Raw genomic sequence first — 14,651 nt, 5'->3', positions numbered from 1 at the left:
AGAGTCGATTCATGGCAGATGCCTCCTCCGCGCGCGTTGATAGCTGGTGCTGGGGAATCAGACTCTTCAAAACCCGCTCGCTGGCTACTGCAGCGTGCCGCGCAGGTCATGTCAAAGTCAATGGCGAGCGGGCGAAGGCGGCCCAGCCCGTTCACGTCGGCGACGAAGTGCGGGTACGCAGCGCGGGGTTCGATCGCGTCGTCGTCGTGAAGCGGATTGTGGACAAGCGAGTGGGCGCATCGGTTGCAGCGGAATGCTTCACAGACCTGACGCCCCCGCCGATTCCACGCGAGTCTGTCGCAGCGCCGCCAATACGCAATCGTGGGGCGGGGCGCCCGACCAAACGAGAGCGTCGGGAATTCGAACGGCTGCGCGGCCGCTGATTCGGGCTCCTGCCGAATCCGGGCACGGCTGAACAAACCAGCCACACCATCCAGCCAAACAATCTGGCCAAACAACAAGATCGAAATCGTGGTGACACGCGAGACTCCCAGTTTGACCCCTTATGCTCAAATCATCTGAGCGGGCCCGCCCGCTGGACGCCTCGGCTGGGAAGTCGAATAAGACCCCCCGAACGAGGATCCATGGCTATGACAGCCCACTCCGGAGAAATCCGGGCTACTAAGCCGCGCCGTACCGACGGCACGACGATCACAAGCACATACAGCGCATTGCTCCAGACCGTGAAGGATGCCGGCCTGCTGCGGCGTCGGCGCGGCTTTTACATCACCGTCTTCGCCCTGCTCGTTGTCGCCGCTGCGGGTGCAGGTGCCGGCTTCGTGCTCCTCGGCAATTCATGGTTCCAACTGTTGATCGCCGGGGCGCTCGGCATCATCCTGACCCAGTTCGCCTTCCTGGCCCATGAGGCGTCGCACCGGCAGGTTTTTGCATCCGGCCCGGCAAACGACAAGGCCGGGCGCATCCTGGCCAACGGGTTCGTCGGCATCAGCTACTCCTGGTGGATGACCAAGCACACTCGGCACCACGCCAACCCGAACACCGTGGGCAAAGACCCCGACATCGAGGTCGACACCATCTCGTTCATTGAAGAAGACGCAGCCAAGCGCACCGGGATCATGGCGCTGATCACGCGGAAGCAGGGTTATCTGTTCTTTCCGTTGCTGATGCTCGAGGGTTTGAACCTGCATGTGACGTCCGTGCGCTCCCTGTTCGAGAACGGCCCGGCTCGAGGCCGCAGCCTCGAATTGACCCTGATCGGTCTGCGTCTTGCGCTCTACGTCGCCGTCATCTTCTGGTTCTTGCCGCTCGGAATGGCGTTCGCCTTCATCGGCTTGCAGCTGGCGGTGTTCGGCGTCTACATGGGTGCGACCTTCGCACCGAACCACAAGGGCATGCCGATCATCCCCGCCGGCAGCAAAGTCGACTTTCTGACCAAGCAGGTGCTGACCTCGCGCAACATCAGCGGCGGCTACCCGATGAGTATCGCGATGGGCGGCCTCAACTACCAGATCGAACACCACCTGTTCCCGAGCATGCCGCGACCCAGTCTGGCTCGTGCCCGTATCATCGTGCGAGAGCACTGCTCACAAATGGGCGTGACGTACACGGAAACAACCTTGATGCGGTCATACGGAATCGTCGTGCAGTACCTCAACCGCGTCGGCCTCGCTGCCCGTGATCCATTCGACTGCCCGATGGTCAACCAGTTCCGCAGGCCGTAGCGGCGCTGCGCGTCGATCCCTCCTGCCGTTCTTGAAAGTCGGTCTAGCAACCACGCCGAATCCGTTCTACTGTGACTCTGTTCCACTGTCCGCAGAGTCGCAAGGAGAGCAGCATGGACTGGAAGATCGAACTCATCTTCTTCCCCGTCACCGACGTGGACCGCGCCAAAGCGTTCTATGTCGACCAAGTCGGCTTTCACGCGGACTTCGACATGGTCGTTGACGAGAACGTCCGCTTCGTGCAATTGACCCCGCCCGGTTCTGCGTGCTCGATCTGTTTCGGGCTCGGCTTGACTCAGATGGCACCCGGGTCGCAGAAGGGGGTGCAGGTCGTCGTGCCGAACGCGGACGACGCGCGCCGCCACTTGGTCGACAACGGTGTCGAAGCCAGCGAGGTCGACGAACAGGCGTGGGGCAGGTTCGTCTACTTCTCCGACCCGGACGGCAACTCCTGGGCGCTGCAGGAACTGCCCAAGCGCGACTGATTCTCGCGGGGCTCAGCCGCAGGATTCCGCGCGAGAGAGAAGCTGCATGCGTTCTCGCTCGTTGCGCGTCAACGCAGCCGCGCGTTGAAACTCCGCGCGTGCCTCGTCGGTCCGGCCCAGCCTGACCAGCAGGTCGGCGCGCGCGGCGGGCAACAGGTGATAGCCGCCCAACTCGTCGCGCGCAACCAAATCGTCGACAATGTCAAGGCCTGCCTGCGGGCCGTATGCCATCGAAACGGCAATGGCGCGGTTCAGTTCGACGACGGGCGACGGCAATACTTGCGCAAGCGCTTCGTACAGGGCAGCGATCGTGTGCCAGTCGGTGTCGGATGCTCGCGCCGATCGAGCGTGGCACGCCGCGATCTCGGCCTGCAGTGTGTACCCGCCGAGAGGCCTGCCACCGCGTCGTACCCGAACCAGTTCCGCTCGAGCCAACGCGGTGAGGCCGTGCGAAATCAGAAGGTGATCCCACCGGGCGCGATCCTGGTCCAGGAGCAACACAGGATCCCCGTTGGAATCCGCGCGGGCGCCGAGCCGGGATGCCTGCAGCTCCATCAGCGCGACGAGGCCGTGAACTTCAGGTTCCGCAGGCACGAGGCGGGCGAGCACGCGGCCGAGACGCATCGCCTCCTGGCACAGGTCGGGTCGCATCACATCGTCGCCCGCCGTTGCGGAATATCCCTCGTTGAAAATGAGATAGACGACCTCGAGCACAGATCCCAGGCGAGCGGCGAACTCGTCACGGCCGGGGACCTCGAACGGAACACGCGCGGCTGCCAGCGTCCTCTTCGCCCTCACGACACGCTGAGCGATCGTCGCCACCCCGACGAGAAAGGCCCGGGCGATCTCCTCCGTCGTCAGCCCGCCGAGCAGTCGCAAAGTGAGTGCCACGCGCGCCGGAGCGTTCAAGACGGGGTGGCATGACACGAACACCAGCCGGAGCACGTCATCGTCGATCGGTTCGTCCAAGTCGATCAGCTCCGGGCGACCCGGCGCCTGGCTCGGATCATGCATCTGGGCAATCTGCGCATACTTCGCGTCCCGACGTTCCAGCCGTCGCCAATGGTCGATCGCCCGCCGCTTGGCCGTGGCAGTCAGCCACGCGCCGGTGTTGCGCGGGATGCCCGAGACCGGCCACTTCTCGAGAGCTTCGACGAGTGCGTCTCCCGCACATTCCTCGGCGAGCGAGATATCGCCGGTCATCCGCACGAGCGTGGAGATGATCCGCGCCGACTCGATCCGCCAGACCGCGTCGACCGCCCGGGTGACCTGCTCACGCCCGACCACCGGGGCTGCCGGCACGGTCATGCCCACTCCCTCATCGCAGTGGCGTCACGCCGTGCGTGACTCCCCGTGCTCTTCGCGCCACCGCAGTTCCTTCTGCACGAACTCGTTCTCCTGATCGAACTCAGAAACGTCGTAGACCTGACGCACCTCGATCCTGCCCGAACGCAACGGCACCCGCCGCGCCCGTTCAACGGCTTCATCCAGCGATCCGGCCTGCAGAATCCAGAACCCTGCGATCAGCTCCTTGGTTTCGGCGAACGGCCCATCTGTCACTGCCCGCTCGTCACCGTCGAAGTCGACGCGTGCACCCTCAGAGCTCGAGTGCAGGCCCTCTCCGGCCAGTAGCACGCCATCATTGATGAGCTCCTCGTTGTACCGCCCCATGGCGGCGATCTCCTCGTTGCTCGGTTGCCGGCCCGACTCGGTCGCCTCGTCGGCCTTGAGCAGAAGCATGTACTTCATGGTCATTCTCCTTAGTGATGTGCTTGGCACGAAGTGCCTCTTGCAGACACGTCGAACAAGCCCCGCCGAATTCGACAGCGTGCCATCTCACAGCGCCACCAGTCCAGCCTGTCAGGTCGGGGAGGAATGCGCGAGGGAATATCCGACGCACCTGAACTGCTGCACCCACTGTGAAGAGCATCGGTTTTCTCTCGTTCGGCCACTGGCAATCGGTGCCCGGTTCTCGAACGCCCACCGCTTCCGATTCGCTGCTGCAGGGCATTGACCTTGCGGTCGCCGCCGAGGAAGTGGGAGCAGACGGCGCGTTCTTCCGCGTGCACCACTTCGCACCGCAGCTGGCGTCACCATTCGCGCTGCTGGCCGCGATCGGTGCGCGAACCAGCACCATCGAAATCGGCACGGCCGTGATCGACATGCGCTACGAGAACCCGTTCTACATGGCGGAGGACGCCGCAGCCGCGGATCTCATCTCTGGCGGCCGCCTGCAATTGGGCATCAGCCGAGGCTCCCCTGAGCCTGCCCTCGCCGGCTACGAGTCGTTCGGCCACGTTCCCGCGGACGGTGAGAGCGATGCCGACATGGCAAGACGTCACGCGGAACTCTTCCGCTCGGCCATCTCGGGCGCCGGAGTCGCGATGTCCGATCCGCAGATGACAGGGGTCAGTCGGCCGCTCGCGATCGAACCGCGATCCCTGGGACTTCCTGAGCGCATTTGGTGGGGCGCAGGCAGCCGCGCGACTGCCGTATGGACGGCTGAGCAGGGCATGAACCTGATGAGTTCGACCCTCCTGACTGAGGACACCGGCGTGCCGTTCGACCAACTTCAGGCCGAGCAGATCGCGATGTTCCGCGATGCGTGGAAGCAGGCGGGTCACGAACGCGAGCCCCGTGTTTCGGTGAGTCGCAGCATCCTGCCCCTCATTGACGACGAGACCAACCACTACTTCGGTCTGCGCGCGCAGGCCGACGCCCACGATCAGGTCGGTTATCTCGACGGCGGGTTGGCGCGGTTCGGGCGCAGCTTCATCGGCGAACCTGATGAGCTGGCAGCGGAACTCGCAGCGGATGCCGCGGTGCAAGCCGCGGACACCATTCTGGTCACCGTGCCCAATCAACTCGGGGTGGATTTCAACGCCCGCGTCCTGGAGTCGATCGTGAAGGATGTCGCACCCGGCGCCGGCTGGCGATGACCCCTGTGTGCGGCTGCCATGCGGCGGCGGCAGGGATCAGGCAACTGACGAGAAATAGGCGAGAATGTCGTCGAGCGACCCGGCGGTCATCCGGGTGATGCCATGCCCGTGGCCGAGCTTGAGCACGTCGAAGCTCGTCCCGTCGATGCGCTCGGCGAAACCGAGCACGCTGCCGGCCTCGCCGAACGGGATCGTCGCGTCGCTGATTCGCCATTCCGACCCGGAAATCGGAACCAGCCGAATCGAGCCCCGCTGAAGTGTCGGGGCGGCGGGTGGCGCGGCGTGACGCTGAGCTGGTCGCTGCCCGGCGACTGTGCGTAATTGCGTGTGAAGAGACATCCGTGAACCTCCCGAATCGCGCTGTGTCACCAGTCTGACGCCGCCAGATTAACGGGAGTTTTCGGGCCCATCAACATTCGGTGAGGATTTGCGGCAACAAATCAGGTCAGCTGATCGAAATCACCGCGAACCCAGGCCGCGTACCGGCGTGCAGAACGACGGATCACGTCATGCGCATCCGCATCCACGACACCGCCGAAATTGCCGTAGAGGCGATCGAACGGCAGCTCCAGGCTCGCGCGCGCGACGCGTTCGACGACCGCGGCCGACAGCGGCAGCATGTTCGGGTAGCTCCGCAAGAACGACACCGATGTGCCGTTCGGGTTCGGAAAGATGCTGTCTCCTGTCAGGAGCACTCCCCGCCCCTCGGCCCCGGCAGGCCACAGCGCGACAGCGCTGCCCGGAAAGTGCCCACCGACAGTGCGTAACAACACGTCACGCAGAACCTGCAGGTCGCCGCGCCAACTCCGGATGCTCGACACCGCACGCCGCGCACACCCACACCGTCATCGTCTGCTCCTCACGGTCTACCCCTCACTGTCTACCGGTCATCGTCTACTTTCAGCGGTTTGAGCACAGCATCCAAGCCGCACGCTATCAGCGCCGTCGTTGACAGTACCTATCACATCCCTGCCTGTCACCGGTCAGTGAGATGATAACGAGCATGGTCTCCGCACTTCTGGATTCTCCCCTGGTCGGGCGCGACCGCGACCTGCAATCAGCGCACCAGACCTTCGCGGACGCCATAACCGATTCGATGCGTACCCTTCTGATCGCGGGCGAGGCGGGCATCGGCAAGACACGCCTGGTCGCAGAGTTTCTCGCCCAACTTCCACCCCGCACCGTCGTCGTGCGCGGGCAGTGCGTCGATTTCGACCGGGACGCGCCCCCCTACGCGCCGCTGATCGCGATGCTGCGGCAGCATCTGCAAGAGGAAGGCACCGACGCGTTTCTGGAAGCGGCCGGCCCCACCCGCTCGGCACTGCGAGCATTGCTGCCAGAACTCGACGCAGATTCGTCGAGTGACGTACCCCCGGAAGACTCGACCAGCGACGGCCGCGGCCGACTGTACGCCGCCATCGCAGCGGTGCTGGAAAGTGCCGCGCAGACCAACCCGCTCGTGCTTGTCGTCGAAGACCTGCACTGGGCGGATCGAGCGACCCTCGGCGTCCTGCGGTTCCTGCTGAAAGTCGTCGACACGCGCGGCCTGCTGATCGTCTTGACCTTCCGTACAGACGAATTGGCACCCGGACACGCTTTGCGCCTCTGGCTTCCTGAACTCGAGCGAAGCCCACGCGTCGTTCGCATCGACCTCGCTCGGCTAACCCGCACCCAGGTGAAGCGGATGGCGCTTGCCGCCTGGGACGAGCCCGTCACCCGCGCTGAGATCGACACCGTGTACGAACGCTCGGACGGCGTGCCGTTCTTCGTAGAAGAACTCGTCTGTGCCTGCCAAAACGATGCTGGTCAAAACGATGCCGGTCAAAACGGCGCCGGCCCGAACGGAGCCGGGAAAATCAGTGCCGGGCGCAGCTTCGATCGAGCAGCGTTTCCCGGAACTCTCCGCGGCATCCTGCTCGCCCGCTACGACACACTGGACGACTCGACACAACGGCTTCTGCGAGTCATCGCCGCCGGCGGGCAGCGAGTGGAACATGAACTCTTTCTGCGCGTCACAAGCGAAGACGAGTTCGACATCGACGACGCCGCACGCAAGGCCGTCAGCGCGGACATCCTCGTCGTCGACGACACGGGATACGCATTTCGGCACGCACTCATGCGCGAAGCGATCCATACGCAGCTGTTGCCCGGGGAGCGCGCTCGCGTCCACACACGCTACGCGCAAGCCCTGAGCGAGAACGCGGCAAACGAGAGCGAGCCGAGCGCATCCGTCGATGCCGGTCAGATCGCTTACCACTGGATGGCCGCTCACAACCTGCGCAACGCCTTCACGGCGTCGCTGACAGCCATGGAACAGGCGCAAGGCAGCTATGCCACCGAGCGCGCGGCGCGCATGGGTGAGCGGGCGATCGAACTGTGGGACAGTGTTCCCGATGCTGCTGAACTCGCCGGACGCAACCGGGTGACGCTGCTGTCTGAGACGGCGTACATCCTGCGCAACGCAGGCGAGAGCGAACGGGCGCTCGCCCTGATCGACGAGGCGCTGGCCGACACGAGCGTAATGAATGCCGAACAGCACGCGGCAATGCTGCGCAACAAGGCTTCCTTCCTCGCCAACCTCGGCCGAACAGGATCAATTGAACTGTTGCGTGAAGCACTGGCACTGCTCGAGGGCGAATCGCCCACCGTTCTGCGAGCCAATGTGCTCGGTGAACTGGCGGCACGCTTGATGCTCGCGGCGCGATTCGATGAGGCGATTGAAACTGCCGATCGAGCATACGTGGAAGCGCGTGCCGTCGACTCCCCCACCCGCACATCGATTGCGGCGAACATCCGCGGGTTCTCCAGACTGTCAAGCGGGCATATCACCGAAGGACTCACAGACTTGGCACTCGCCGGGGAAGTGGCGGCAACTGCGATGGACACCGCACGCATACGCTTCTGGGTGAACCAATCGGATGCGCTGAACACGCTCGGCCGGTTCGACGATGCGGTGCGTGTTGCAGAGGAAGGCGTGGCGGTCGCCCGCCGACGCGGCGTCGAGCGCACGTCCGGCGCCATTCTCGCGTGCAACGTCATTGCACCGTTGTATGCCCTCGGCAGTTACGCACGAGCACGAGAGCTCCTCGACAACGCACTCGAATTGGACCCGCCGATCGGCTTCAGCGCACCACTCCAACGACTCGCGCTCCAGATGACACTGTGGGGTGGCGACCCGGGCACGGCCGACCAGCTGCTGCACCGCTGGCGGGCCGGGTTGGACAGGCAACGAAGAATCGACGCAGCATCAGACCGCCAACTCGCCGGCATCGCCGCCGAGATTGCGTTGGAACGGGGCGACGCCGCACTGGCGTGGCGTGAAGTGTCGGCCGTTCTCGAGCCGGATCGGCGCAGCTTCGCGGCTTACGACGTACCCCTCCTCGCCGTTGCGGCGCGTGCGCTGGCGGCATTGCCCGCGAGTGGCAACGCACCGCAGAATGCCAGCGACGAGCTCCGCCGAATCCTTGAGTGTTTCGCCTGGTGGCCGACCTTCCCCGTCTATGCAGCGCTCGCAGCTGCCGAACTCGGCGGAAACGCACACGCGGGCGACGAACCGGAGCTGTGGCAGAAGGCCGTTTCCGCCGCACAGCAGCCTGTCGCCCCGGCACAATTGTTGCCCTATGCGATGTTCCGGCTCGCTCGGGCGCTGCTCGGCCGCGGCGATCGGCAGGGCGCACACACCCAAGCGACCGCAGCCCGGGAGCGCGCAGAGGAGATCGGCTGCGGCCTGATCGTGCAGCACATCGACGAGCTACTCGCGCGGGCCGGGTTGAGCGGTGCTGCGCTGGCACGTGTTGGTGTCGCTAAAGTCACGCTCACCGAGCGCGAGCAACAGGTGCTTGAACTCCTGAGTGAAGGACTCAGCAACAGAGAGATCGCAGAACGGCTCTATATCTCGGTGAAGACTGCCAGCGTGCACGTTTCTAACATCCTCCGCAAGACGGGCACGACTTCGCGAACCCAGGCCGCCTATCTGACGCGTGTGTGAGCGTCGAAGATGCACGGAGTCACCAGCGGGGTGCCGACCCGCCGACCTACGACAGGATGTCTTTCGACGCGAATCGCCCATAGGCGAGCGCCCCACAGACCGCGATGTAGCCCAGTTGCAGCATGGCGTTATCTCCGAACGTGCCCCACGAGATCGGCTGACGGAGCAGATCCGCGAAGGATAGCCAGTAATGGCTGAATAACCAGGGTCCGAGCCAGGCGAGTTGCGGAACCGAATCCAGCACCTGCGACATGACCGCGAGGACCACGGTCGCGGCCATCGCACCGACGGGGACATCCGTCATGGTCGAGATGAACAGGCCGATCGCGCACAACCCCAGCAGCGAAACGACGACGAACGCGCCGATCAGAAGCAGCCGAAGACTCGCTTCGCCGAAGCTGACCGTACTGCCGGACAGCAGCGACACGGGCCCGATGGGGAACAGAGCGGCACCGATCGCGAGTCCGGCGGCGACGACGACAAGAGTGCCCGCGATACAGAATACGGCGGCGCCGACGTATTTCACGATCAGTAGGCGGATGCGACCGGCCGGTGCGATCAGGAGGTACCGCAAGGTGCCATGGCTCGCTTCGCCCGCGATGGTGTCGCCTGCAACCACGCCGACCGTCAGCGGCAGAAACAGCGGGATGCACACGAGCAGGCCGGTCAGCCCGACGAAGAATCCGTTGTGCGTGATCTGGCTCAAGAACTGAGGGCCGCGCCCCGCCGGCGGCTCATGCGTCGTCAGGCGCACTGCGATCGCAATCAGAATCGGCACCGCGGCAAGCGCCCCGAGCATCGCCCAGGTGCGCCAGCGCCGGAACAGCACACTCAACTCGGATGCCATCAGCGACCAACCGGCATTCGACCCGAGTTTGACCGTCGCGATTTCAGCCTGCAACGTCGAACCCCTCACCGGTCAGTTCGACGAACCGATCTTCAAGGCTTGCCCTCTCGACGGCGAACCCGCGCACACGCACTCCGCCGTTCACGAGAGCCGCGACGATCTCCTCGGCCGCCGGCGACGCCGCACCTGCAACCTCCGCGCGTGCAGCATCCGCATCGGCAGCTTCCGCATCGGCCGCGTCCGTAAGCTCGGCTTCAACCCACTCCCCTGCCCGCTCCCCCGCAGGCACGTGCTCACAGCCGAGACCTAATCCAACGAGAATGCGTGCCGCCAATTCCTGATCGGGGGTCTGCACTCGCACGCGCGCACGACCGGAACGGCGTAAATCGTCGATCGTGCCCTGCGCGACCAATTTGCCCGTGCTGAGGACGGCAGCGTGCGTGCACATCTGTTCGATTTCGCTGAGCAGATGACTGGAGACGAAAACCGTGGTGCCGTCGTCGGCGAGCGACTGCACGAGATTGCGCACCTCGCGGGTGCCCTGAGGGTCGAGCCCGTTGGTCGGCTCGTCGAGCACGAGCAGTTCGCGTGGCGACAGCAGCGCCTGGGCGATGCCGAGACGCTGCTTCATGCCGAGCGAGTAGGCGTGCACCTTTTTGCCCGCCGCATGGCTGAGCCCGACCCGATCGAGCGCCCGAGCGACTCGAGCGCTGCGCGTGGCTATGGACGCGTGCCGATCGGCCGAGTCGAAGCGGTGCAGGTTCGCGGTGCCGGACAGGAACGGATAGAACGCCGCGCCTTCCACGAGCGCGCCGACGCGCGGTAGCACGTCGGCGAGCGATTCCGGCATTGCCTGCCCGAGTACCTCCAGTTCGCCGCTCGAGGCGCTGGCGAGTCCCAGCAGCATCCGGATGGTGGTCGTCTTGCCGGAGCCGTTGGGCCCGAGGAAGCCGAACACGGCACCGCGTGGCACGGCCAGGTCGACGTGATCGACGGCGACGCGACGACCGAACTGCTTGCTCAAACTTCGGGTGCGGATCGCCAGTTCGGCGTCCGGCGCTCGGCCCTGCACTAACCGGCGGCCGCGGCCTGCAGCGCCGCCACCGGGACGGACCCGACGAACACGCGTCCGTCCGTGGTCAGCAGCACGTTCACAAGCGTCGTGCTGAGAACGCGGCCCCCCGCGACGGAGGTCGTGAGCTGGTTCAGCAGTGGCATGTCGAACACGTTCGCGGGCACTGCGCCTGCTGGCACCTGCACGACGGTCGACCAGTCGCTGCCGGTGACGACCCGCTTCTCGGTCGTGCCCGGGCTCGGCGCACTCTTCTGCGGCTGCGACTTCGTCGGCAGGACGTGCTGCTTCACAGTGGTTCCTGCCGGCGGCGAGAAGGAGAACAAGTCTGCAGACGGCGCCTGGTAGTTCAGATCCGAGAACGCGACGCTGAACGCCAGTGCCTGCGCACCACGCGCCGTCACAGCCACGCTCAACGGGAAGCCGTTCTGGGCATCCACGGCGATGGAGACCGAGCCGACGAGGGTGCCGGACGTTCGCGGAGTCAGCACGAGATCGTAAGCGTCATGGCCGGCCACGTTCGTATTGGCCCCGAGCGTGACCGCCGTACTCGGGGTGAGGTTGGCGAGCAATTTCTGCGCGAGCTGGGCGGGGGTCTGCATTGTGGCATCCGGCTGGGGGGCGGATGCGCTCGGCAACGTCACGTGCGTTGCCGTCGCCTTCTGCGAGTCGTACAGCCACAGATCGCTACCGCTGCGCACCAGATCCCGTTCAGCGAGGGTGTCCATCACTTGGACACGCTCCTTGGTGGGGCCGTCCGCGTAAACCCTGAGCGTGTGTGAGCCGGTCAACAGCTCGAGCGCGGACGCGGCCGCGGCATCCGTACTTGAGGCCCCCATGGATCCGGCTGCACCGGCCGCCGGCCCCGTTGTCGGCAGCTCGGGCAGGCCAAGATCAGAACTCTGCTGCACGGTGCCGGAGAACGCGTTGACAGAGTTGCCGGCAATCAGCGCCACCACCTGTTCGGGTGTCTTCGCCGGCAGAGTGACATCGGCCACCGCATTGGCTGCCAGAGTTCCGCCGGCGATCAGCACCGGAACCACCACTGCAGGCAGCCAGCGCAACAAAACACGACTCATCTGGAAGCCTCCTCAAGGCGACACCTACTGCGAGCCTACGCCGCGTGGCGCTCCCTCGACGGCATTCACCAACGACCCTCAGCTATCGATCATCTGCTCCTCAGAGGACCTCCTTGTCGAATTCACGTCGGCGGTCTTCGAACGGTGCGCGGCGCGGCAGACTGGAGTTATGACAGCAACGATCCCCACCGCCTTTCGTTACCTGCTCGACCAACCGGTTTTCGGCTGCCTGGGCACTATTCGTCCCGACGACACCGTGCAGGTGAATCCGATGTGGTTCGAGTTCGATGGTGAGCACGTGCGTTTCACACACACGACGAAGCGGGCGAAGTTCCGCAACTTGCAGCACAATCCGTCGATGAGTCTCGCGATCATGGATCCGCAGCATCCGGTGCACTACCTGGAACTGCGCGGCACCCTGACCGAGGTCATCCCTGATCCCGAAGGCGCGTTCTACGTGCGGCTCGGCCGTCGCTACGGTGACCCCGACACGCCGGCACCCGCCGATAAGGCAGACCGTGTCATCCTGGTGATGAGCATCGAACACACGACCCACCAGTAGACCGACTTTCGAGGAGCACGGCGTGCCTGAACGGAACGTTCGCATCGGGGTGCAGATCGCACCGCAGCACATGAGTTATCCGGCCATCCGCGACACCGTCGCAGAACTCGAAGACATCGGCATCGACGTCGTCTTCAACTGGGATCATTTCTTTCCCCTTTCCGGCGACCCGGATGGCCTGCACTTCGAGGGCTGGAGCATGCTGGCCGCGTGGGCGGAGCAGACCCGCACGGTCCAGTTCGGACCTCTTGTCACCTGCAACTCGTATCGCAATCCCGACTTGCTCGCGGACATGGCGCGCACAGTCGACCACATCAGCCGTCATGGGGGCGAAGCGGGCCGCCTCGTCTTCGGTATCGGTGCCGGTTGGTTCGAACGCGATTACACCGAGTACGGCTATGAATTCGGCACCGCGGGACGACGCCTGGATTCATTGAGCGATGCGCTGCCGCGCATCAAGGCGCGCTGGACGGCCCTGAACCCACCGCCGACCCGTTCGATTCCCGTGCTGATCGGCGGGGGCGGCGAGAAGAAGACGCTGCGTATCGTCGCAGAGCACGCCGATATCTGGCACAGTTTCTCCAACGTCGACACGCTCGCACACAAGCTGGGTGTGTTGCGCGATTGGTGCACCACGGTCGGGCGCAATATCGACGACATTGAGCTCTCGACGGAGCTGCCCCCTCACCACGGCGGCGGCATCGGCGACCGAACGCGACTCGAAGCACAACACTCTCTCGGCGTGCGACTGTTCACGATCGGGCTGAAAGGACCGGAAATCGACCTCGGGCAGGTGCGCGCGCTCGTTGACTGGCGCGATGCCGCCAATGCTCACTAGCGCGGACTCTGCCCGTGCGGAAAGATCGAGTCATGCAACCCTCGGTCATGTTTCCGGTCGTACCGCCCGTTTCGCCGATGCTGGCGAAGGCGGTCGACGCCGTGCCCGCGCCGGACAGCGTCGCGGGCGGCTTGAGCTATGAGCCGAAATGGGACGGATTTCGCGGCATCGTGTTCTTCGACGGCGAATCGTGCGAAATCGGCAGTCGCGGTTCCAAACCGCTAACCCGGTACTTTCCTGAATTGACGGATGCGTTCACCCGACTGCTGCCCGGCCCGTGCGTTCTCGACGGAGAAATCGTGCTCCGCCAAGGCAAGCCCGGAGCCGAGCGACTCGACTGGGAGGCGCTGTCGCAACGCATCCACCCGGCGGCGAGCCGCGTCCGCACGCTGTCGCTCGAGACGCCCGCAATGTTCGTGGCATTCGACCTGCTCGCCGACGGCGAGACCAGCTACCTCGACCGACCTTTCGGCGATCGCCGGGCGGCGCTGGAAACACTGATCGCGCCACTTGGCGACCCGATCCGGCTTTCGCAGACCACTGCCGATGTCGTTCTCGCCCGCCGTTGGCTCGTTGAATTCGAGGGCGCCGGTCTGGACGGCGTGGTCGCCAAACCGTTGGCTGCAGCGTATTCCCCGGGCAAGCGCGTGATGCTCAAGATCAAACACCACAGAACGGCGGATGTCGTCATCACCGGCTATCGCGTTCACGCCAGCGGCAACGGGGTCGGCTCTCTCCTGCTCGGGTTGTACGACGCAGACGGAGAACTGCGCAGCGTGGGAGGGGCATCCGCATTCACGAACGCGCGTCGACTCGAGTTGATCGACGAACTCGCGCCGCTGGTGCTGCGGGATGAGTCCGGCGACGTGGTGACGGGCGAGGGCGAGCGCAACCGGTTCTCGTCCGGAAAAGATGTCTCGTTCATTCGGCTCGAGCCGACCCTGGTCGCCGAGGTGCGCTACGACCAGATGGAGGGCATGCGGTTTCGGCACACCGCGCAATTCGAACGCTGGCGCCCCGACCGCGAAGCGCGCTCGTGCACGTTCGAACAACTCGATCGCCCGATCGCGTATGACCTCAGCCGAGTGCTCGGCCCGACGACGCGAGGCTGACGGGCACTCGGCCGACGGGCACTCGGTTGACGGGCACCTGCCGGCGG

Annotated in this window: 15 protein-coding genes; 8 read left to right on the top strand and 7 right to left on the bottom strand. The window is 64.9% G+C overall.

Annotated features, from left to right (window positions below; genetic code table 11):
• The first annotated feature begins 11 nt into the window (after positions 1–11).
• From QU604_RS09860 to QU604_RS09850, 3 genes are all read left to right on the top strand, one after another.
• Entirely contained in the window at positions 12–383 is a 372-nt protein-coding gene (locus QU604_RS09860) for an Hsp15 family ribosome-associated heat shock protein (protein ID WP_308468630.1), read from the top strand.
• A 201-nt stretch (positions 384–584) separates the two neighbouring features.
• Complete coding sequence (locus QU604_RS09855) at positions 585–1,682, top strand: fatty acid desaturase family protein (protein WP_409350015.1); 1,098 nt, start codon at positions 585–587, stop codon at positions 1,680–1,682.
• Between the two features lie 113 nt (positions 1,683–1,795).
• Positions 1,796–2,167 (top strand): glyoxalase superfamily protein, encoded by a 372-nt coding sequence (locus tag QU604_RS09850; protein WP_308468628.1) that lies wholly within the window; start codon positions 1,796–1,798, stop codon positions 2,165–2,167.
• 12 nt (positions 2,168–2,179) lie between these two features.
• Here the strand turns inward: QU604_RS09850 and QU604_RS09845 are convergent, their stop codons facing one another.
• Positions 2,180–3,475 (bottom strand): RNA polymerase sigma factor, encoded by a 1,296-nt coding sequence (locus tag QU604_RS09845; protein WP_308468627.1) that lies wholly within the window; start codon positions 3,473–3,475, stop codon positions 2,180–2,182.
• Positions 3,476–3,499: 24 nt separating this feature from the next.
• Positions 3,500–3,916: a YciI family protein gene (locus QU604_RS09840; protein ID WP_308468626.1), complete on the bottom strand. Its 417-nt coding sequence runs from the start codon at positions 3,914–3,916 to the stop codon at positions 3,500–3,502.
• A 170-nt stretch (positions 3,917–4,086) separates the two neighbouring features.
• On the opposite strand from QU604_RS09840, the gene QU604_RS09835 reads away from it, so the two are divergent.
• A complete protein-coding gene (locus QU604_RS09835) occupies positions 4,087–5,106 on the top strand; it encodes an LLM class flavin-dependent oxidoreductase (RefSeq protein WP_308468625.1) in 1,020 nt (339 codons plus the stop codon).
• 36 nt (positions 5,107–5,142) lie between these two features.
• On the opposite strand, the gene QU604_RS09830 is transcribed toward QU604_RS09835, so the two are convergent.
• Both QU604_RS09830 and QU604_RS09825 read right to left on the bottom strand, forming a co-directional pair.
• Entirely contained in the window at positions 5,143–5,445 is a 303-nt protein-coding gene (locus QU604_RS09830; RefSeq protein ID WP_308468624.1) for a hypothetical protein, read from the bottom strand.
• A gap of 101 nt (positions 5,446–5,546) precedes the next feature.
• Entirely contained in the window at positions 5,547–5,927 is a 381-nt protein-coding gene (locus QU604_RS09825; protein WP_308468623.1) for an MBL fold metallo-hydrolase, read from the bottom strand.
• Positions 5,928–6,109: 182 nt separating this feature from the next.
• Here QU604_RS09825 and QU604_RS09820 point away from each other — a divergent pair, with 182 nt between their 5' ends.
• Positions 6,110–9,094, top strand: a complete 2,985-nt coding sequence (locus QU604_RS09820) for a helix-turn-helix transcriptional regulator (RefSeq protein WP_308468622.1) — start codon at positions 6,110–6,112, stop codon at positions 9,092–9,094.
• A gap of 46 nt (positions 9,095–9,140) precedes the next feature.
• Here QU604_RS09820 and QU604_RS09815 read toward each other — a convergent pair whose 3' ends face one another.
• From QU604_RS09815 to QU604_RS09805, 3 genes are read right to left on the bottom strand one after another with little or no spacing between them, the layout of a single operon-like run.
• Positions 9,141–9,941: an ABC transporter permease gene (locus tag QU604_RS09815; RefSeq protein WP_308468890.1), complete on the bottom strand. Its 801-nt coding sequence runs from the start codon at positions 9,939–9,941 to the stop codon at positions 9,141–9,143.
• Between the two features lie 43 nt (positions 9,942–9,984).
• Positions 9,985–11,013 carry an ABC transporter ATP-binding protein gene (locus QU604_RS09810; RefSeq protein ID WP_409350014.1) on the bottom strand — a complete coding sequence of 343 codons (1,029 nt, stop codon included), beginning with the start codon at positions 11,011–11,013 and terminating at the stop codon, positions 9,985–9,987.
• Positions 11,013–12,092, bottom strand: a complete 1,080-nt coding sequence (locus QU604_RS09805) for a LolA family protein (protein ID WP_308468620.1) — start codon at positions 12,090–12,092, stop codon at positions 11,013–11,015. Before QU604_RS09805 ends, QU604_RS09810 begins: the two co-directional genes overlap by 1 nt.
• A gap of 169 nt (positions 12,093–12,261) precedes the next feature.
• Between QU604_RS09805 and QU604_RS09800 the strand changes: the two genes are divergently transcribed.
• Genes QU604_RS09800 through QU604_RS09790 form a run of 3 tightly spaced genes read left to right on the top strand, consistent with a single transcriptional unit; the run spans position 12,262 to position 14,604 of the window.
• The gene (locus tag QU604_RS09800; RefSeq protein ID WP_308468619.1) at positions 12,262–12,654 is read left to right on the top strand and encodes a PPOX class F420-dependent oxidoreductase; all 393 of its coding nucleotides are present in this window, start codon (positions 12,262–12,264) and stop codon (positions 12,652–12,654) included.
• Positions 12,655–12,676: 22 nt separating this feature from the next.
• Positions 12,677–13,492 carry an LLM class F420-dependent oxidoreductase gene (locus QU604_RS09795; protein ID WP_308468618.1) on the top strand — a complete coding sequence of 272 codons (816 nt, stop codon included), beginning with the start codon at positions 12,677–12,679 and terminating at the stop codon, positions 13,490–13,492.
• A gap of 32 nt (positions 13,493–13,524) precedes the next feature.
• Complete coding sequence (locus QU604_RS09790; RefSeq protein ID WP_308468617.1) at positions 13,525–14,604, top strand: ATP-dependent DNA ligase; 1,080 nt, start codon at positions 13,525–13,527, stop codon at positions 14,602–14,604.
• The last annotated feature ends 47 nt before the right edge of the window (positions 14,605–14,651 follow it).

It is taken from the genome of Rathayibacter sp. SW19, from assembly GCF_030866825.1.
Lineage (GTDB): Bacteria > Actinomycetota > Actinomycetes > Actinomycetales > Microbacteriaceae > Rathayibacter_A > Rathayibacter_A soli.
This window is presented reverse-complemented; position numbering and strand designations above follow the sequence as displayed.

Bases quoted from the DNA above. Each gene is read 5' to 3' on its own strand.
- QU604_RS09805 (WP_308468620.1), bottom strand. From the start codon at position 12,092: ATGAGTCGTGTTTTGTTGCGCTGGCTGCCTGCAGTGGTGGTTCCGGTG.
- QU604_RS09855 (WP_409350015.1), top strand. From the start codon at position 585: ATGGCTATGACAGCCCACTCCGGAGAAATCCGGGCTACTAAGCCGCGC.
- QU604_RS09790 (WP_308468617.1), top strand. From the start codon at position 13,525: ATGCAACCCTCGGTCATGTTTCCGGTCGTACCGCCCGTTTCGCCGATG.
- QU604_RS09850 (WP_308468628.1), top strand. From the start codon at position 1,796: ATGGACTGGAAGATCGAACTCATCTTCTTCCCCGTCACCGACGTGGAC.
- QU604_RS09815 (WP_308468890.1), bottom strand. From the start codon at position 9,941: ATGGCATCCGAGTTGAGTGTGCTGTTCCGGCGCTGGCGCACCTGGGCG.
- QU604_RS09820 (WP_308468622.1), top strand. From the start codon at position 6,110: ATGGTCTCCGCACTTCTGGATTCTCCCCTGGTCGGGCGCGACCGCGAC.
- QU604_RS09840 (WP_308468626.1), bottom strand. From the start codon at position 3,916: ATGAAGTACATGCTTCTGCTCAAGGCCGACGAGGCGACCGAGTCGGGC.
- QU604_RS09800 (WP_308468619.1), top strand. From the start codon at position 12,262: ATGACAGCAACGATCCCCACCGCCTTTCGTTACCTGCTCGACCAACCG.
- QU604_RS09860 (WP_308468630.1), top strand. From the start codon at position 12: ATGGCAGATGCCTCCTCCGCGCGCGTTGATAGCTGGTGCTGGGGAATC.
- QU604_RS09845 (WP_308468627.1), bottom strand. From the start codon at position 3,475: ATGACCGTGCCGGCAGCCCCGGTGGTCGGGCGTGAGCAGGTCACCCGG.
- QU604_RS09830 (WP_308468624.1), bottom strand. From the start codon at position 5,445: ATGTCTCTTCACACGCAATTACGCACAGTCGCCGGGCAGCGACCAGCT.